The sequence below is a fragment of the Ensifer adhaerens genome (assembly GCF_020035535.1).
Classification (GTDB): Bacteria; Pseudomonadota; Alphaproteobacteria; order Rhizobiales; family Rhizobiaceae; genus Ensifer.
In genome coordinates, this window is record NZ_CP083350.1 from 1,762,194 (window position 1) to 1,780,821 (window position 18,628).

At 62.7% G+C, this 18,628-nt stretch carries 17 protein-coding genes; 14 read left to right on the forward strand and 3 right to left on the reverse strand.

Features of this window, described 5'->3' with window-relative positions; all coding sequences use genetic code 11:
* Positions 1-99: 99 nt before the first annotated feature.
* The 4 genes from LAC81_RS28325 to LAC81_RS28340 all read left to right on the forward strand — a co-directional run bounded on the left by LAC81_RS28325 (position 100) and on the right by LAC81_RS28340 (position 1,785).
* Positions 100-678: a flavin reductase family protein gene (locus LAC81_RS28325; protein WP_223728012.1), complete on the forward strand. Its 579-nt coding sequence runs from the start codon at positions 100-102 to the stop codon at positions 676-678.
* 117 nt (positions 679-795) lie between these two features.
* Entirely contained in the window at positions 796-1,119 is a 324-nt protein-coding gene (locus LAC81_RS28330) for an ArsR/SmtB family transcription factor (protein WP_223728013.1), read from the forward strand.
* Positions 1,116-1,526, forward strand: coding sequence for an SRPBCC family protein (locus LAC81_RS28335; protein WP_223728014.1), 411 nt, complete (start codon positions 1,116-1,118; stop codon positions 1,524-1,526). Before LAC81_RS28330 ends, LAC81_RS28335 begins: the two co-directional genes overlap by 4 nt.
* Before the next feature lie 43 nt (positions 1,527-1,569).
* Positions 1,570-1,785 (forward strand): hypothetical protein, encoded by a 216-nt coding sequence (locus LAC81_RS28340; RefSeq protein ID WP_223728015.1) that lies wholly within the window; start codon positions 1,570-1,572, stop codon positions 1,783-1,785.
* 19 nt (positions 1,786-1,804) lie between these two features.
* Here the strand turns inward: LAC81_RS28340 and LAC81_RS28345 are convergent, their stop codons facing one another.
* Positions 1,805-2,791 (reverse strand): GlxA family transcriptional regulator, encoded by a 987-nt coding sequence (locus LAC81_RS28345; protein ID WP_223728016.1) that lies wholly within the window; start codon positions 2,789-2,791, stop codon positions 1,805-1,807.
* Between the two features lie 188 nt (positions 2,792-2,979).
* On the opposite strand from LAC81_RS28345, the gene LAC81_RS28350 reads away from it, so the two are divergent.
* Together LAC81_RS28350 and LAC81_RS28355 are read left to right on the forward strand one after the other, a co-directional pair.
* Positions 2,980-3,786, forward strand: a complete 807-nt coding sequence (locus LAC81_RS28350; protein ID WP_223728017.1) for a phosphate/phosphite/phosphonate ABC transporter substrate-binding protein — start codon at positions 2,980-2,982, stop codon at positions 3,784-3,786.
* Positions 3,787-4,007: 221 nt separating this feature from the next.
* Positions 4,008-4,934, forward strand: a complete 927-nt coding sequence (locus LAC81_RS28355; protein ID WP_223728018.1) for a fatty acid desaturase — start codon at positions 4,008-4,010, stop codon at positions 4,932-4,934.
* A gap of 36 nt (positions 4,935-4,970) precedes the next feature.
* Here LAC81_RS28355 and LAC81_RS28360 read toward each other — a convergent pair whose 3' ends face one another.
* Positions 4,971-5,900: a LysR family transcriptional regulator gene (locus LAC81_RS28360; RefSeq protein ID WP_223728019.1), complete on the reverse strand. Its 930-nt coding sequence runs from the start codon at positions 5,898-5,900 to the stop codon at positions 4,971-4,973.
* Between the two features lie 175 nt (positions 5,901-6,075).
* On the opposite strand from LAC81_RS28360, the gene LAC81_RS28365 reads away from it, so the two are divergent.
* The 6 genes from LAC81_RS28365 to LAC81_RS28390 are packed head-to-tail and all read left to right on the forward strand — an operon-like array spanning position 6,076 to position 12,637.
* Positions 6,076-8,190 carry a TonB-dependent siderophore receptor gene (locus LAC81_RS28365; protein ID WP_419195867.1) on the forward strand — a complete coding sequence of 705 codons (2,115 nt, stop codon included), beginning with the start codon at positions 6,076-6,078 and terminating at the stop codon, positions 8,188-8,190.
* Between the two features lie 19 nt (positions 8,191-8,209).
* Positions 8,210-9,091 carry an iron-siderophore ABC transporter substrate-binding protein gene (locus LAC81_RS28370; RefSeq protein WP_419195866.1) on the forward strand — a complete coding sequence of 294 codons (882 nt, stop codon included), beginning with the start codon at positions 8,210-8,212 and terminating at the stop codon, positions 9,089-9,091.
* Positions 9,088-11,052, forward strand: coding sequence for a Fe(3+)-hydroxamate ABC transporter permease FhuB (fhuB, locus tag LAC81_RS28375; protein ID WP_223728021.1), 1,965 nt, complete (start codon positions 9,088-9,090; stop codon positions 11,050-11,052). Before LAC81_RS28370 ends, fhuB begins: the two co-directional genes overlap by 4 nt.
* A 2-nt stretch (positions 11,053-11,054) precedes the next feature.
* On the forward strand, positions 11,055-11,603 hold the full coding sequence (locus LAC81_RS28380; RefSeq protein WP_223728022.1) for an IucA/IucC family C-terminal-domain containing protein: 549 nt from the start codon (positions 11,055-11,057) through the stop codon (positions 11,601-11,603).
* Positions 11,603-11,767 carry a hypothetical protein gene (locus LAC81_RS28385; protein ID WP_223728023.1) on the forward strand — a complete coding sequence of 55 codons (165 nt, stop codon included), beginning with the start codon at positions 11,603-11,605 and terminating at the stop codon, positions 11,765-11,767. Before LAC81_RS28380 ends, LAC81_RS28385 begins: the two co-directional genes overlap by 1 nt.
* A 54-nt stretch (positions 11,768-11,821) precedes the next feature.
* Positions 11,822-12,637, forward strand: a complete 816-nt coding sequence (locus tag LAC81_RS28390; RefSeq protein WP_223728024.1) for an ATP-binding cassette domain-containing protein — start codon at positions 11,822-11,824, stop codon at positions 12,635-12,637.
* 72 nt (positions 12,638-12,709) lie between these two features.
* On the opposite strand, the gene LAC81_RS28395 is transcribed toward LAC81_RS28390, so the two are convergent.
* Complete coding sequence (locus LAC81_RS28395; protein ID WP_223728025.1) at positions 12,710-14,293, reverse strand: sulfatase-like hydrolase/transferase; 1,584 nt, start codon at positions 14,291-14,293, stop codon at positions 12,710-12,712.
* A gap of 476 nt (positions 14,294-14,769) precedes the next feature.
* Here LAC81_RS28395 and LAC81_RS28400 point away from each other — a divergent pair, with 476 nt between their 5' ends.
* Both LAC81_RS28400 and rbbA read left to right on the forward strand, forming a co-directional pair.
* Positions 14,770-15,840, forward strand: a complete 1,071-nt coding sequence (locus tag LAC81_RS28400) for an HlyD family secretion protein (protein WP_223728026.1) — start codon at positions 14,770-14,772, stop codon at positions 15,838-15,840.
* Entirely contained in the window at positions 15,840-18,626 is a 2,787-nt protein-coding gene (gene rbbA / locus LAC81_RS28405; RefSeq protein ID WP_223728027.1) for a ribosome-associated ATPase/putative transporter RbbA, read from the forward strand. The genes LAC81_RS28400 and rbbA overlap by 1 nt, the downstream gene beginning before the upstream one ends.
* The last annotated feature ends 2 nt before the right edge of the window (positions 18,627-18,628 follow it).

An 18,628-nucleotide genomic window follows, 5' to 3' on the forward strand; every position in this document is an offset into this window, starting at 1 on the left:
AACCGATGTCGTTAGGCGAAGCCCAACCCTTGTTGGTGGGATGTGGTGTCACTATAGAAATGGCCATCGATCAGGTTCGCCGCGGTGGCAGAGGTTTTGATGGATTCGCATATTCGTCCCGTTCCGCTCGAAAAGGCCTATCGGTTGCTCAACCATGGCCCGACCGTTCTGGTCTCCGCCCGCCATGCCGGGGTGGAAGACGTGATGGCGGCGGCCTGGGCCTGTGCTCTCGATTATGATCCGCCGAAGCTGACCGTCGTGCTCGACAGTGCCACCCGCACCCGTAGCCTTGCAGAGGAGGCGGGCCTATTTTGCATCCAGGTTCCAACCGCGACCCAGGCGGTGCTGACCCATGCGGTCGGCACCACGAGCCTGCACGACGATCCGGACAAGCTTGGCAAAGCCGGTGTCGCGCTCTTCCACATGCCAGAGCATGAACTGCCCTTCGTTGCCGGCTGTTCGGCCTGGCTGGCGTGTCGGCTGATCTCCGAGCCGTCCATCGAAAGCCGCTACGACCTGTTTATCGGCGAGATCATCGCCGCCTGGGCGGACGATCGCGTATTTCGGGACGGGCACTGGATGTTCGAGACCGCCGACCCGGCCCTGCGCAGCCTGCATTATGTCGCGGGCGGACACTTCTACGCGATCGGCGAAGCGATCGACGTATCCTCCCAGTAGGCTGATCTTTCCCGACAGTTGAGGAAATGATCTGTGCGCGGGCCGCAATCACTACGCGTTTGACAAACGCATACCTAATTGGCTATATGATGACGTATAGCCAATTGGGTATGAGATATGTCGCAGTTGCAGGATGCGGTTTTTCGGGCGCTCGCCGATCCCACCCGTCGTGGGCTCTTCGAGCACCTCTGCCGCCAGGGAGATACGACCGTCGTCGGGTTGCTGGCCGATGCCGGGGTTTCGCAGCCGGTCGTGTCCAAACATCTGAAGATCCTGAAGGGGGCAGGGCTCGTGCACGACCGGCATGAGGGCCGCTACACCTATTACAGCGCAAAGCGCGAGGCGCTTGCGACCCTGGTTGACTGGACGACGGAGATGGCCGGCTTCTGGCAGGACCGCTTCGATGATCTCGATGATTTGCTGAAGAGAATGGACCAATGATCGAAACAACCGAAACTACACGCTCTGTCGTGGTCGAACGCAATTTTTCCCATCCGCCGGAGAAAATCTGGCGCGCACTGACGCAACCGCATCTGATCGCCGAATGGCTGATGCGCAACGATTTCGTGCCCGAAGTCGGTCGTCGCTTTACCCTGTCCGCTGATTGGGGACAGGTCGACTGCGAGGTTCAGACGATCGAGGCGAACCGCTCGCTTGCCTATCGCTGGGACACCAAGGACCTGACCAGCGTTGTCACCTGGACGCTCGCTCCCGCCAATGGCGGCACGAGCCTGCGCATGGAACAGCGCGGCTTCCGGGCAGACCAGAAGTCCTACTTCCAGGGCGCAACCGTTGGATGGCAGCGCTTTTTCACGCAGTTGGAAGAGGTCGTCGCAAAGCTCGACTGATCGCTCCACCGCTCGCTCCACCGCCCGAATTCAAGGTGCCAGAATGACCTCTCTGATCCGGATAATCCATCGCTGGACGTCCCTGCTATTCTCCTTGGCCGTTGCCGGGATCTTTATCGGCATGCCCCTGGCGACGCTTCCCGAATGGGTCTACTACCTGCCCCTGCCGCCGCTGTTCGTGCTTTTGCCGACCGGCCTCTATCTCTTCGTTCTGCCCTATCTGAGCAAGCCGCAAGGCAGGGTTCAGGCGGCCGAATAGGGGGATGCGACCCGCCAATTTACCTGGCGGGAAGCGCCGGGCTGGCGAAGCGCTTTCGGTACTCGGCCGGCGTTACGCCGACATGGCGGGTGAAGGCGCGACGCAGCGTATCGGCATCGGCAAAGCCGCACTGGGCCGCCACCTGCTTGGGCGCCTCATGGCCCCGTTCGAGAAGGCGGCGGGCCGCATGAACCCGCGCCTCCTCAATCCAGCTTGCCGGCGTGATGCCGACCTCGCTGCGGAAAAGCCGGGAGAAGTGGCGCGGGCTGAGATCCATCCGCTTGGCGAGGTTGGCAACGCTGTGATCCTGTGCGGGATTGACGGCGATCCAGCGCTGAAGTTCCTGGAGCGCCGAGCGGCCGGCCGGTGCCGCTCCCCCCTTGCGGCTGAACTGCAGCTGCCCTCCGGGCCGCTTGAAGAACATCACGAGCTGGCTCGCCACCCGTTTGGCGACTTCATGCCCGAGGTCCTCCTCGACCAGGGCCAGCGCCAGGTCCAGCCCGGTCGTCACCCCGGCGGCCGTGCGCACTGGCCCGTCACACACATGGATCGAATCTTCCTCGACGGTCACTTCGGGGAACCGCCGCGCGAGCGCTTCGGCCACCGCCCAATGCGTCGTCACGCGCCGCCCCGCCAGCAGTCCCGCCGCGGCAAGGAAGAAGGCGCCGCTGCAGACCGAGCCATAGCGGCGGACCGTTGGCGCGCGCTGCCGCAGCCAATCCAGAACCACACCATCCGCCGGTAGCTCCGTCGCATTCGGGCATCCGGCAACAAGCAGCGTGTCGATCGGATCGTCGAAATCGCGGCCGATAACCCAGTCCGCCATCAATCGCACGCCGGACGAACTGCGGAGCGGCCCGGGCTCTGTCGCAGCGACAAGGAGGCGATAGGCCTCGCGCCCGACCTGCGCATTCGCTTCCGCAAACACATCCAACGGACCCGAGACGTCGAGCAGTTGCACGCCGGGCAGCGCCACCATCACGATTGTTCTCGTTTTCTCCTTCATGCGCGTCCGCCTCGATCTGGATGTGGCCGCATTTGACGTGTTGCGTCGATTGCAGACAATCTAGGCGATTTCTATGCTGCTGGCGAGCTGGAGCGGCCATTACGGTTCGCGTAGATTTCGATTGCGAATTAAGTCTATGCAATGCATAGGTTTTCGATCGCCTTCACGAGGTCGCTCCGAGGTCGCCCATGCCCATCGCAAGCCTTGCCATGTATGTCAGCCCGGCGCCGCTGAAGGACGCGACGCGGTTGTTCTGGGAGACGCTGGCGGATCGCCTCCGTGCCGTTGGGCTTGATGCGCCTGCGGCCTTGCAGGAGGACATGCGCTACGACGAGCCTTGGCTTCGCCCGGATCTCCTGTTTGCGCAGACCTGCGGCTATCCCTATGTCCAGCGCCTGCGCGGTCAGGTGCAACTGGTGGCGACGCCGGTCTACGGACTGCCGGGCTGCGATGGTCCGCTCAAATGCAGCTTCATCATCGTCAACGCCGGATCCTCGGCGCGTTCGATAGAGGATCTGCGCGGCGCGCGGGCGGCGATCAACGATCCCGGCAGCAATTCCGGCTACAACCTGTTTCGCGCCTTCGTGGCGCCCCATGCGGTCGACGGCCGGTTCTTCTCGTCGGTGCTGCAGACCGGCGGTCATGTGGCGAGCATTGACGCCGTGTCCAGCGGGGCCGCCGATATCGCGGCGATCGACTGCGTGACCTTTGGCAACACCTTGCGCTTCGACCCCGATCGCGTCGCCGGCGTGCGTATCCTGGCGGAGACAAAAAAAGGTCCGGGCTTGCCGTTCATCACCGCAGCATCGACGCCAGCGAAGGACCTGGTGTTGTTGCGCCGCGTGCTTGCGGAAACCATTGCCGACCCGGAGCTTGCCGAAATCTGCGACACGCTTTCGCTGCGCGGCATCAGCCTGCTGGCAGATAGCGACTACGAGGCTCTGGCGGCTTTCGATCGCGATGCCGCCGGTCAGGGATACCCGACGATCGCCTGACGGTTCGGCGGCGACGCTTCGTGATGGCCGTCGCGAACATCAGGCTCACGGCGATTTTGTAGAACACAAATTACATAGAATAAATATTTTAAGGGCGTGCCGTTTCGCACGACCACTATTCCCATTTGCGTGTCTTCGCCGCAAAGTCATGCGGCGCGCTCGCCTTGGCCGGCTTTTTATATTGGCGATTGAAATCTATCGCTTTTCCGGCCGGAGACCTTATGTCGACTGACGCACTGCCCCCGCAATCGAGCCTGTCTGCAATCGCCCGCATCGAATGGCAGACCGTCGCCCTGGCCGTGGCCATCTATGGCGGTTTTCTCGCTCTGACCTGGTTCTGGCAGTCACTTCCCGTCGCGGTGGTGATCGGCTTGGGCGGTTGGCTGATTGCCTGGCACGGGTCGCTACAGCATGAGGTCATTCACGGCCATCCGACGCGCGACCAACGCATCAACGATGCGATCGGATCGGTGCCGCTCTCCCTCTGGCTGCCCTACGGGATCTATCGGGAAGGCCACCTCGTCCATCACCGCGACGAACACCTGACGGATCCGATCGAGGATCCGGAGTCCTCCTATTTTACCCGAGCCGCCTGGGAAGGCATGGGCAAGGTGGGACGAAAGCTTGCCGAGTGGAACACGACCCTGCTCGGCCGGCTGACACTCGGACCATTGGTCATGATCCTGAGTTTCCTCGCGCAGGAGCTGGCGCAGATAGTGCAGGGCGACAGGGAGCGGACAAGGATCTGGCTCGCGCATGCGGCAGGCGTCGCCGTCGTGCTCATCTGGGTCCTCGTGGTCTGCGGCATGCCGCTCTGGCTCTATCTCTTCGGCTTCGTCTATGTCGGTGCGGCGCTGACGAGGCTTCGCTCCTATGCGGAGCACCGTTACGCCGGCCATCACGACGAGCGGACGGCGATCGTCGAAGGCACGCCGCTCTTCGGTCTCCTGTTTCTCTACAACAATCTGCATGTGCTGCATCACCAGCGGCCGGGTGTTCCCTGGTATCAGATCCCGGCGCTCTATCGCCGGCACAGAGGCGCACTTCTGATGATCAACGGCGGCCTCGTCTATCGCGGCTATCTCGATGTTGCACGCCGGTTTCTCCTGAAGCCGCACGACGATCCACGTCATCCGCAGCATCCTTGAGCGCATGCCGCCAACGGCGAAGGCCGGTGTGAAGCGCTAGGCAGTTCGCCCATACCGTGCTCGGTGATGGGCGACGAAGGCGCGCACGGCTGCCGAGCCTTCGACCTTGCGATAGGCGACCGCGAGATCCGACGTGACCCGGTTTCGCGCCAGTGAAACATAACGCACGCCGGGAAGCTGCAGGCATTGCAGCGACTGCGGCACGAGCGCGCTGCCGAGCCCGACGGCGACCATGCTCATGATGGTGGTGAAATCCCGGCCCGTCGCGCTGATCTTCGGGGTAAGGCCGGCGTCCTTGCAGGCGTCGAGCGTGTTTAAGTGGAAGCCGACATCGGCAGGTTGGCGCGGGGTTATGAAGGTGTGGTCGGAGAGGGCCGCGAGCTCGATGGCATGCTGGGCGGCCAGCGGATGGGCCGTCGGCAGCGCCACCACGAGCGGCTCGCGCAGAACCGTGGTCGTCATCAGGCCGGCCGGGATCGGCGCCGGCGGGCGAATGTAGCCGAAGTCGAGCTCGCCTTCCGCGATCATCGTCAGCTGCTGGCGCATTTCGATCTCGACAAGTTGAAGTTCGATGTCGGGAAACTCCTGACGGAAAGAGGTGAGTGATTCCGTCAACACGCCGGAATAGGCGGCCGAGGCGACATAGCCGATCGATATCTTGCCGGTCTGGCCGCGGCCGACCCGCTGCAGCTCCGACAAGGCGAGGTCGGCCTGCGCGACGATCTTTCGGGCTTCGTCAAACAGCAATTGTCCGGAGAGCGTCAGCTGTACCGAACGCTTCGCCCTATTCAGCAGCGGGATGCCGACCAGGCTTTCCAGATTGAGAATCTGCTGGCTGAGGCCGGGTTGGGCAATCCCGAGCCGGGCGGCGGCGCGCTCGAAATTTTTCTCCTCCACCAGGGCGATAAAATAACGCAGGTGCCGAAGCTCGAAGGTTGCGGCGCGCGGCGACTTTGGAGCCGACATGAGGCCTCGTGGTGTAATAACTGAAAGCGATACTGCCGCCTCATATCATAATCAATAGTTCTGAAAAATCCGGTGCCGACTTATTGGAATGCGGGAAATTTTGCATTGAGAAAGATGATAAAATTACTCCAGATTGAGCGCGCTACACGGGGCGCGTAGAGGCTTTCGTCGTCACATGTCACGCATTCATTGGTTGCTGCTCACGTCCGTCGCTTTGGTGGGATATGCCGGACAGGCCGCCATGGCGCAGCAGCAAAGCGAGACCAAGCTCGAGGCGATCGTCGCCAAGGGCGACAGGGATGCCGGCGGTCCCGTCGAGGGCTATGTGGCGAAGTCGAGCCGGACCGCTTCGAAGACCGGCACGCCGCTCATCGAGACGCAGCAATCGGTGTCCGTCATCACCCATGACCAGATCGAGGCGCAGGGTGCCCAGACGGTGGGGCAGGCGTTGAACTATACGCCCGGCGTACTGGCGCAGCCCTTCGGTACGGATCCGCGCTTCGACACGCCGATCATCCGAGGTTTCGATGGCCGGCAGGTCCAGTTTCTGAACGGTCTGAGGATGATGCGCACCGCCGGCGCACCGGCAGTCGAAATATACGGGCTCGAAAACATCGACGTTCTGCGCGGGCCCGCCTCGGTCATGTACGGTCAGGGCAATCCGGGCGGCATCATCAACATGATCAGCAAAAAGCCGGTCTTCGAGACCGTTGGCGAAGTCGGCGTGCAGGGTGGCAGCTACGAGACCTTTGGTGGCTTCTTTGATTTCGGCGGCACGCTGGCTGAAGATTCGGATTTCGCATACCGGCTGACCGGTGTTGGCAAAAATGCCGCTGCCCAGGTCGATGAACTGGACAACGACCGCTATTTCATCGCACCGGCACTGACATGGCAGCCGGACGAGGATACCAAGCTGACGATCCTTGCGAGCGTCCAGCACGACAATCCCGGCACGCCCTCGGGCCTGCCGCCGCAATACACTCTGAACGCAACCGACTTTCGCCTGCCGCGCGACTTCTATGTCGGCGACGAATCCTTCGACCGTTCCAGCCGCACGCTGACAAACCTCGGATACGAACTCGAGCATCGCCTGAGCGAAAGCTGGATCTTCCGGCAGAACTTCCGCTACACCGATTTCGACTGGGACTACCAGTCGCTCGGCATGTCGACGCTTGGTCTTGCGGCTGACGGCCGCACGCTGCGGCGAAACGCGACCTTCCAGGACGAAGCGCTCAACACAGTCAACGTCGACAACAATCTGCAGGGCGAATTCTCGACCGGCGAAGTCGACCATACGTTGCTTGTCGGCCTCGACTATCGCTACTTCGACAACAATGTGCGGACCCGCTTCTTCCAGGCGACGCCCATCGACGTGCGCTCGCCAAGCTATGGCGGGCCGATCCGGCTGATCGCGCCGACGCTCGATACGACTGTCGACAGCGAACTTTCGCAGCTTGGCCTCTACGTGCAGGACGAGCTGGCGCTCGGAGGCTGGCGCGCAACGTTGGGTCTCAGGCAGGATTGGACCAGCAGTTCAGGAACGTCGCTCAATGGGCTGACACGGGTTTCCCGTCCGCTCGACCAGGACGATCACGAGCTGACCGGCAGGGCCGGCCTCAGCTACGTCTTCGACAACGGTGTTGTGCCCTATGTCAGCTATTCGACGTCCTTCGAGCCGGTGATCGGGGCCGGGCCGGATGGCACGCCCTTCGAACCGACCTCGGGCGAGCAGGTCGAGCTTGGCGTGAAATATGAGCCGACGGACTGGAACGGCTTCTTCACGGCAGCCGTCTACGACCTGAAGCAGAAGAACGTGCTGCGCACCATTGCCGGCATTTCCTCGCAGATCGGCGAGGTCAATGTCCGCGGTCTGGAGCTCGAAGGCGTGGCCAGCATAACGCAAGGGCTCGATCTGCGTGCGGCCTATACCTACACGGATGCCCGGATCGCCGTCGGCGCTGACGATGGCAACCGCGTCGAAAACGTACCCGAGCATATGGCAAGCCTCTGGGCAAACTACATCTTCCAGGAAGACACGGCGCTTCAAGGTCTCGGCGTCGGGGCAGGCGTGCGCTATGTCGGCCAGCGCTACGGCAACAGCGCCAACACCTTCAACCTGGATTCGGTCGTGCTCGCCGATTTCGCGCTCTCCTATCAGAAGAATGGTTACAAGGCCTCGCTCAACGTTCAAAATCTGTTCGACAAGGACTATGTCGCAAGCTGCAGCTCCTTCGGCTGCTACTACGGCGACGGCCGCACATTCACGGGGAAGCTGACCTATAGCTGGTAGCGAATTGAGAGAGCGGGCATTGGGTCCTTTCGTCAGCCGCCGCGAACTGCTTCTCGGCGCGGCGCTGTTGCTTGCCGCGCCGGATGTCCGGGCCGGCATGCCCTTGCGCATTGCCGCGATCGACTGGGCGATGCTGGAGACGCTCTGCGCGCTCGGCCTCACGCCGGTTGCCGCGACGGAACTCATCCAGTTTCGAAGCGGCGCGGTGGAGCCGGCGTTACCGAACGATGTCGTCGATCTCGGATTGCGCGGCTCGCCTAATTTCGAACTGCTTCACCTTCTGCGGCCTGACCTTATTCTGATTTCGCCGTTCTATGTGCGTCATGAGGCAGCACTCGGCCGGATCGCGCCGCTCTTCTCACTGTCGTTCTATGTTCGCGGCGAGCCGCCCTTTGAGAAGGCACTGGCGGCGGTCAAGGCGCTCGGCGAACGGCTCGAAAGCTCGGAAAGGGCCGAAGCGCTGCTTAAGGAGATTGCCGGAGAAATCGAAGGTTTCAGGCAGACGATGGCTCCCTTCGCGGGCAGATCCACCTACGTCGTCAACATCGGCGATGCACGGCATGTGCGCGTCTTTGGTTTCGACAGCATGTTCGGCGACATGCTTGCCCGGCTGGGTCTGCCGAATGCCTGGACGGATCGCTCGCGTTTTACTTTCGCGGCGCCCGTGCCGATCGAAAACCTGGCTGCCGATCCCGATGCGCGCATCGTCATCGTCTCCGAGGTGCCGGTGGAGGCGCGCAGCGGCCTTCGAAACAGCATCATCTGGAATTCGCTGAAGCCGGTTCGCCAGGGGCGTGTCATCCAGCTCGCCAATGTCAATCCCTATGGCGGCGTCACCGCAGGCCTGCGGTTTGCGCGCCTTTTCGCCGAGGCGATGCAGGCGGGGGATCCGCGCGGATGACGATGCGGGCATGGTCTTTCCTATCGGCCAGCCTGCTGGTCGGCCTCGCCCTCTTCGCGCTGGCCGCGTCGAGCCAGGTCCCGGTCTCGCAATGGGGCGATCTCTTTGCTTCTCCTGCAGACCTCAGCCTCGACAAGATCATCCTCGCCTATAGCCTATTCCCAAGGGCGGCGGTCGCGCTGGTCGCGGGCGCAGCGCTCGGTCTTTCCGGCGCGCTTCTCCAGCAATTGCTGCGCAACCCGCTCGCTGATCCATCGACCCTTGGCATCTCGGCGGGCGCCCAGCTCGCGATCGTCGCGGCGACGCTTTATGTCCCCGAGATCGTCGATGGTCACCGAACCCTGGTTGCGCTCGCCGGTGCCGCCGGCGCAGCGGCGGTTGTCTTCGCGCTCGGCTGGCGTCGGGCTTTCGAGCCGGTGACGATGGTGGTCTCCGGTCTTCTCGTGGGCGTGACGGCGGCTGCGCTCTCGGCGGCGATGACGCTCGCGCGCGGCGAATATCTCATGTCGCTCGTGACCTGGAACGGTGGGTCGCTCAGCCAGCAGGACTGGTCCGTGTTCCAGGGCCTTGCGCTGGAGTTCGCGCTTCTCGGCGTGCTCGCCAGCATGCTGATCCGCCCACTGCTGGTTCTCGGTCTCGGGGATACCAGTGCGCGCAGCCTGGGGGTCAACCTCGGCGGTATCCGCTTTGCGATTGCTGCAATCGCTACGGCGCTGGCCGGCTTCGTCGCTGCTGCGGTAGGGCTCGTTAGCTTTGTCGGCCTCGCCGCCCCGGCCTTCGTGCGCGCCTGCGGAGCCCGCCGGCCTGCGGCGATTGTCGCGCTGTCGCCGCTTGCGGGTGCCTTGTTCCTCTGGCTCTGCGACGGCATCGTGCAGACCCTTGCTCGCGCCTCCAGCGAGAATTTTCCGACGGGTGCGGTCACCGCACTCGTTGGCGGCCCATTGCTTCTCTGGCTTCTGCCCAAGGTGCGCAGCATGGAAGTGCCGCATGAGGCACGGGAGAGCATTCGTCGCGCGAGGTTGATGCCGGCATTGGCTGTGGTTCTCGCCCTGGTGCCCGTCATTGTCGCGGTCGCATTCTTCGTCGGACCATCGGGACATGGCTGGAAGATCCTGAGCTGGGCCGAAACGCTCGACCTGGCACCGCTCAGATGGCCTCGGCTGATGGCATCTGCCGCCGCAGGCGGTCTGCTTGCCGTGACCGGCGCGATCCTGCAGCGCATGACCGGCAATGCCATGGCCAGCCCCGAAGTGGTCGGCGTCAGCGGCGGTGCCGGCCTCGGCTTCGCCGCAGCGCTTACCTTCGCGCCGGATGGCGGCACGGCCTCGGTCTTCATCGGCGCCGGTCTCGGTGCGCTTCTCGCCATGCTGGCGGTGCTGGTCTTCGCCAGCCGCCGGCATCTGCCGCCGGAAAAATTGCTGCTTGCCGGTGTAGCGGTCGGTTCCTTCAGCTCGGCCGTCCTTTCGGCGCTGCTCGCGATCGGCGACCAGCGGTCGTGGCAGATTCTCTCCTGGCTCGGCGGTTCGGCATCCACGGCAACGCCGGCGACTGCAATTTTCCTCGGCATTCTCTCTCTGCTTGTCCTTGCCGTCGCGCTGATGCTGAGCCGCTGGCTGACGATCCTGCCGTTCGGGCCGTCGATCGCGCTGTCGCTCGGCCTGTCGGTACGCTTGAGCCGCGTGCTTCTCCTGCTTCTTTCGGGTGCCGCGACCGGAGCGGCGTCCCTGCTCGTCGGCCCCTTGAGCTTTGTTGGGTTGGTCGCGCCGCATATCGTCCTGCGCGCCGGTCTCGTCACGGCGCCGCAGCACCTGGCGGGCTCCTTCCTGCTCGGCTCCATGCTGATGGCCCTTGCCGATTTCGGCGCCCGCTCCGCGACCTTCCCTTATGAATTGCCGCTCGGTCTCTTCGCCGCGCTCGTCGGCGCGCCCTACCTCATCTGGCTTCTGGGGCGGAAGAGATGATGGTGAGCCAGCTTCTGGCACTTCCGGTCCCGTTCGCAGATGCGGCCTTGAGCCACGCCTGGCCGGCTGACGACGATGATCTCGTCAGCCTGGACAGCATTCTCGAACCGGGGCCGGTTGCCCGCGCGCTGGATGGCCTGTTGCGGCGTTGGGGGCCGGGCGACCGCCGGGCCGCCGCGTCACTGTGGACGCAAGGCTATTTCGGCCGATTGCTCCGACCCGTCATCGCCTATGGGCTCGTGCACGACATCTGGTTTTCGATGACTTTGCCGGACGTTCAGGTCGGCCTGTCGGATATGGCGACGCCCGTTCGCTTCGTGCTGAAGCGGGCAGCCCCCGCTTCCTTGAGCATGCATCTGCACGCAATTGTCGAAGACAATGTGAGGCCGTTGATCGCGCGGATGGCGAAGGTGACAGACACCTCGGAGCGGGTGCACTGGAGCAACGCGTCTTACGCCTTCTGCCGCGCCTGCAGCCAAGTCCGCGACCTCTGGCAGCTGGGCGCGATGTCGGGCGATGTCGCGCGCGGCTCGACGAGATGCAGGCGCTGATGGCATCGGACCATCCACTGGTCCGCCTGACGCAGACGACCCCCGACGCCTCGGGCGGCACCTGCCTGCAGCGCAAGGTCTGCTGCATCCGCTACAACCTCGATGGATTGAAGAAATGCGGCATGGCCTGCCCGATCGATGCCTCGACCTTCCGCCACCAATGATGTCTACCGATAGAGCAAACAGCAGGTCCAGCCATCCTGCGCCGGAACGAAGAGATGCAGAACCACACGACTGAAGCTCCGCCTCTTGCCCGCGACCAGGCCGTCCTGTCGCTTCATGATGTGAGCTACGCCATCGACGGGCGCAACCTGCTGCATCCGCTGACGTTGGAAATTCCGGCAGGGCATTCCATCGCGCTGATCGGCCACAACGGCTCCGGCAAGTCGACCCTGCTCAAGCTGATCGGGCGGCAGATCGTGCCGACGACGGGGCGGATCGATTTCGAGGGCAAGCCGCTTGCTGGCTGGGGAACGCGGGCTTTCGCCCGGCGGCTCGGCTACCTGCCGCAGAATACGCCGCCGGCGCCCGGCATGCTTGCCCGGGAACTGGTGGCAATCGGCCGCTATCCCTGGCACGGCGCGCTCGGCCGCTTCGGCGCGGCCGACAAGGCAAAGGTGGAAGAGGCGATCGAAGTCACCGGTATCGGCCCGTTCGTCAACCGCGAGGTCGACAGCCTGTCGGGCGGCGAGCGCCAGCGGGTGTGGCTCGCCATGCTCGTCGCCCAGGACGCGACCTGCCTGCTGCTCGATGAGCCGATATCCGCGCTCGACATCGGCCACCAGCTCGAGGTTCTGGCACTGACGCGCGATCTTTGCCGGGAAAAGGGCATCACCGTCATCGCGGTGCTGCACGAGATCAATATGGCCGCGCGTTTTTGCGATCGCATCGTGGCGCTTCATTCCGGTCGCCTCATCGCCGAGGGTACGCCTTCCGACATTATGACGCCGGAAGAGCTGGCGCGGATTTACGATGTGCAGATGGATGTGCTGGAACAACCCGTCAGCGGACGTCGCGTCGCACTGGCGCGGTAGCCGCGCGGCCACGGTGGGAGAGAACGTCGGGCCGCCCCTCGGGACTCCTGCTTTGGTCGCGGCGGACGTGGATCAGTTAGAAGGTCTCAGGCCCCAGAGACGATCGCGCAATGCGGTGTCAGCCAGAATTGAATGGTCGAAGGCGGCCAAGCCGAATTGCTCGACGATCGTGGGCTCCGACGAAAACAACGAAGTTCCCAAACCGGCCCGGTTGTCGGGAAGCCTGTAGTTCATGGCGTCCAGAATCGTTGGGAAGACGTCGACCATGCTGGCGGCCGTGCGATTTACTTCGCCCGAAAGTCCTTCTTTAATAATGATCAGCGTGTTGCGCCGATCCTGCCTTTCGAGTTCGGAGTAAAATTCTTTGCGCATGGCAAGGTGATCACTTTGCACGACAAGAACAGCATTGTTCAACAGGCCACGTTTATCCAGATGGTCGATGAATTCCGCAGTCAATGTATTGGTACACGCAAACGCCCTCATGGTTTCATTGGGGTAGCTCATGATGTCGGAGCGCGTTGTGCAGCTTTTTGAAACATAGCCTTTCGGGCTGTGACCGCCCAGCGTTTGGATCGTTACTTGATACGGTTTCGGCTCACGGCTCAGTTGCTCAATTCTTTGAAGCGCTATTTCAAAAACACGATCGTCGTCGTATCCCCAGTCATTCTCGGCTACGCGCTCTTCGCCTGCCAACTCGTCAAAGCCGAGTGCTTCCTTGTAGTTGTGGGATGCGAGGAACCGGTCCGTTCCCGAAAAACTAAGCTGCGCTCCTTTAATGAACACCTGTCGGTAGCCGTCTCTCGCAAGCAGATCGCTTAGGCATGTCGCATTCGGCATGAAATCGGAAATTGTTGAAAACTCATTGCGGTCGATCGCCCCAAGACCGAAGAGCGGCACACCGCAATCACTTGCCACCATTCCAGCGAGGGTCCATCCCGTAAGCTCCGCCTGCTCGATTCCCATCGCTGAAAATCCGCGTTTTTCCAGTTTCTTCAACGGCGCTGCAATGTCGCTGAACACCTCTTCGTGCCAAATGGTCCGCTCGGTGCTTTCCAGAATGATACGGATGAGATTTTTGGGCTTTCCCGCCGGTGCCACTGCCAGCCGAGGATCTGAGTAATATGTGTCCAGGGCAATCGTGGCCGCTGAATACGCGCGCGTGAAGTAGATCCCAGTTGCCAGCGTAAATGGGTTGAGAATGAAAAGAGGCAACACGATCGCGCTACCGAGACGTTGGAGCCGGGGATTGCCCCGAGCAAACGCAATCCAGCAGGTGACGACCAGAGCGAAGGGGAGAGCAGCGCTCACGATCTGCAGAACGATTTGCAAGGCGAGGTCGTTCGATCCGAGATCGTACTGCAGGTGAAAGAGGATGGCAGGAATCGAAAAGGCGCCGAACACTTCAACGAAGATGTGCCATGTCATCCAAAGCGCGAGGGGAATGATGGGCAACCACCAGCCCGCAGCCGGGGTTGCGCTCGGGCGGCGGCGTCCGAGTCGCATCAAGATGAACGCGAGCCCTGTGGCCGGAAACGCATAGAGGATGGTGATAGGATCGGCATCGATCGTGTAAACGATGATGTGCGTCAATCCGTAGGCGAAAATGAGCGCCCATGCCGGCCACAACGGCCTCACAGCACCAATCTGGTCAGTCATTCATCAACCTGTACTAGAAGTTATGACAACCAGAAGGCGTCATCAGTTGTTAAGGTCCAACTAACAACCTCGGCGAAATGCTCGTTATGAGAGAAAAAATGTGCAGTGCCATTCTGGATTTCGCTCGGCTGCGGCCCTACGCACGCCGCCCCAAATCCTGGCGTCACGTTCCGAACCGCTTCACCACAGCCGCCGCTACCGCCGGCCTTGCGTTTGACGCCGGTACGATCTGTGGGAACAGAGTTTACCAACCAGCCGTTCATTGCAATCAAGCTTTCAGCCGCGACTACGACGGGTGCTGGAGCCTGGCCCCCAAGGAACCAACCGCCGCATTTGGTTCTGTAATCGGCTCCAACCCGGCTGACCCGCAATTGACATGAGTCAATGCGGCAGCCTCGTCCGTCTGGCCTATTCCCGGTTGTGTTTAAGTGGTCGCGGGCTATTCTCGTGGTCTGTTTTGATGATGGGACGCTGAAATGGAAAAAGCCCGGAAGAATTGGTTCTTGGTCGGTCTGGTCATTCTGGCGCTCGCCGGCGGCTACTATGCCTGGCAGAACATGGATCGCAATGCGCTGCCTGCCGGGATCGCCAGCGGCAACGGACGCATCGAGGCCGTCGAGATCGACATCTCGACCAAGACGGCGGGCCGGATCAAGGAAATCCTTGTGGACGAGGGTGACTTCGTCACTGCCGGGCAGGTGCTCGCCCAGATGGATACCGTGCAATTGGAGGCGCACAAGCGGCAGGCCGAAGCGCAGCAGCAGCGCGCGATCATCAGCGTCGAAGCGGCTAAGAACCTCGTAACGCAGCGCGAAGCCGAAAAGGCGGCGGCTGAGGCTGTGCTGGCACAGCGCAAGGCACAACTGGACGCCGCCGAGCGGCGGCTTGCCCGCTCCGAGCAACTCGTGAGGACGAGCACCGTTTCGCAGCAGGTGCTGGATGATGACAGGGCGACCGCCGAAGGCGCACGTGCTGCCGCCAGTGCTGCGGAAGCCTCGCTTGCCGCGTCGAGCGCGGCAATCAATTCGGCGAAGTCCCAGGTCGTTGATGCCGAAGCCGCGGTCGAGGCTGCCAAGGCGTCGGTCGAAAGCATCATCGCCGACATCAACGACAGCACCCTGATCTCGCCGCGCGACGGCCGTATCCAGTATCGTGTGGTCCAGCCCGGCGAAGTGCTGGCCGCCGGCGGACGCGTCCTCAATCTCGTCGATCTCGGCGATGTCTACATGACGTTCTTCCTGCCGACGGATCAGGCCGGCCGCCTGTCGATCGGCAGCGAGGTCCGGCTGGTGCTGGATGCCGCCCCGCAATACATCATTCCTGCCAAGGTCTCCTATGTCGCCGATGTCGCGCAGTTCACGCCGAAGACGGTCGAGACCGCCGAGGAACGGCAGAAGTTGACCTTCCGCATCAAGGCGCAGATCCCGAAGGAACTCCTGAAGAAGTACATCCGCATGGTGAAAACCGGTCTTCCGGGCGTTGCCTATGTGAAGGTCGACCCGAATGCAGAGTGGCCGGCGAGCCAGACCGGCACGCTGGTGCAGTGATGGCGGATCCTGATCGGGCCGGCCTGCCGCCGGCAGAGCCCGTGGTTCGCTTGAGCGCCGTCACCCTTTCCTATGGGAAGACGAAGGCTCTGGACGAGGTGACGCTGGATATTCCGTCCGGCTGCATGGCCGGGCTGATCGGACCGGACGGCGTCGGGAAATCGAGCCTGCTGTCTCTCGTTGCTGGCGCCCGCGCCGTGCAGGTGGGCAGCGTCGAGGTGCTTGGCGGCGACATTGCCGATGCCGGCCATCGCCGCCGGACCTGCCCGCGCATTGCCTACATGCCGCAGGGCCTCGGCAAGAACCTCTATCCGACGCTTTCCGTTTTCGAGAACGTCGATTTCTTCGGCCGACTCTTCGGCCATGATCGCGAGGAACGCGAAAGGCGGATAGCCAGCCTGCTCGAAAGCACCGGGCTTGCTCCCTTCGCGGAGCGCCCCGCGGGCAAGCTCTCCGGCGGCATGAAGCAGAAGCTCGGGCTTTGCTGCGCGCTGATCCACGATCCCGATCTCCTGATCCTCGATGAACCGACGACCGGCGTGGACCCTTTGTCGCGGCGACAGTTCTGGGAACTGATCGACGACATCCGCGCTGAGCGGCCGGGCATGAGCGTCATCGTTGCGACCGCCTATATGGAGGAGGCCGCACGCTTCGACTGGCTGGTCGCGATGGATGCCGGCCGGGTGCTGGCGACGGGCACGCCTGATCAACTGCTTGCAAAGACCGGGGTCGACACGCTCGACGCTGCCTTCATCGCGCTCCTGCCCGAGGAAATCAGGGGCGAGCATCACGACGTCGTCATCCCGCCGCGCCCGGAAGGCGCGGGCGAAGACATCGCCATCGAGGCGAACAACCTCACCATGCGCTTTGGTGATTTCGTCGCCGTCGACAATGTCAGCTTCCGCATCGGCCGTGGCGAGATCTTCGGTTTCCTCGGCTCCAACGGCTGCGGCAAGACGACGACGATGAAGATGCTGACGGGCCTGCTCGCCGCCAGCGAAGGCACGGCAAAGCTCTTCGGACGCGAGGTCGATCCGCGCGACATGGAGGTGCGCCATCGCGTCGGCTACATGTCGCAGGCCTTCTCGCTCTATACCGAACTCACGGTCCTGCAGAACCTGGAACTGCATGCCAAGCTGTTCGGTATGGCGGCGGACAGCATTCCCAAGCGGATCGAGGAACTGGCGAAGCGTTTCGATCTCTCTGATGTGATGGAAACCTTGCCGGACGCGTTGCCGCTTGGCGTACGCCAGAGGCTGTCGCTCGCGGTCGCGCTGATCCACTCGCCCGATATCCTTATCCTCGACGAGCCGACTTCCGGCGTCGATCCCGTGGCGCGCGACAGTTTCTGGCAGATCCTCGTCGATCTCTCCCGCAACGATCAGGTGACGATCTTCATCTCCACCCACTTCATGAACGAAGCGATGCGCTGCGATCGCATGTCGTTGATGCATGCGGGCAAGGTGCTCGTCAGCGATACGCCGGCGGGCATCATGAAAAGCCGTTCCGCCGCGACGCTGGAGGAGGCCTTCATCGCCTATCTGGAAGAGGCGATCGCCGGGGCGAAACAGCCGATGCCCGCAGTGGTCAGGGCCAAGCCGCCGCTGGAGCCGGTCGCTAAGCGAACGGCTCAGGCGACACGGCCTCCGAAGTCGGTTTTTTTCGACGTCGGGCGCATGTTCAGCTATACCCGCCGCGAGGCGCTGGAACTGGTGCGAGATCCGATCCGCGCGACGCTTGCCACCATCGGCACGGTCATCCTGATGTTCGTCATCGGCTACGGCATCAACATGGACGTTGAGGACCTTACCTTTGCGGTGCTCGACCGCGACCAGACGACGACCAGCCGCGAGTATATTCTCGAGATTGCCGGCTCGCGCTACTTCATCGAGAAGGATCCGATCACCGACTATGCCGATCTGGACCGGCGCATGCGCAACGGCGAACTGAGCCTCGCGATCGAGATCCCACCGGGTTTTGCCCGGGATGCGGCGCGCGGCGACACGGTGCAAATCGCCGCCTGGATCGATGGCGCGATGGCGAGCCGTGCCGAAACGGTCAAAGGCTACGTGCAGGGGCTGCACGCCCATTGGCTGACCGGCAAGATCCGAGAGCGCTATGGAGCGGCCGCAACCACGGGCGCGTTCAAGATCGAGACGCGCTTCCGCTATAATCCCGACGTCAAGAGCATCGTCGCCATGGTGCCGGCGGTCATCCCGCTGTTGCTGATGTTGATCCCGGCCATGCTTTCGGCCCTCAGCGTCGTGCGCGAAAAGGAACTGGGGTCGATCGTCAATCTCTACGTCTCGCCGGTGACGCGGCTCGAATTCCTGATCGGCAAGCAGATGCCCTATATCGCCCTGGCGATGCTCAACTTCGTGCTGCTGACGGCTTTTGCGGTCTTCGTCTTCCGGGTGCCCTTTACCGGCAGCCTGCTTGCCTGGACGGTCGCGGGGCTGATCTATGTCTCGGCGGCAACGGCCATGGGGCTGGTCATCTCCACCTTCATGTCGAGCCAGATCGCCGCGATCTTCGGCACGGCGATCCTGACGCTCATTCCGGCGATCCAGTATTCCGGCATGATCGATCCGGTTTCCTCGCTCGAAGGCGCGGGCGCCTTCATCGGCCAGCTCTATCCGACCACGCATTTCATGACGATCGCCCGCGGCACTTTTTCCAAGGCGCTCGGCTTCGCCGATCTCGGCGGTGCCTTCGTGCCGATGCTGATCGCGGTGCCGGTGCTGCTGGCGATCGGCACGTTCTCCCTCAAGAAGCAGGCGAGGTAGCG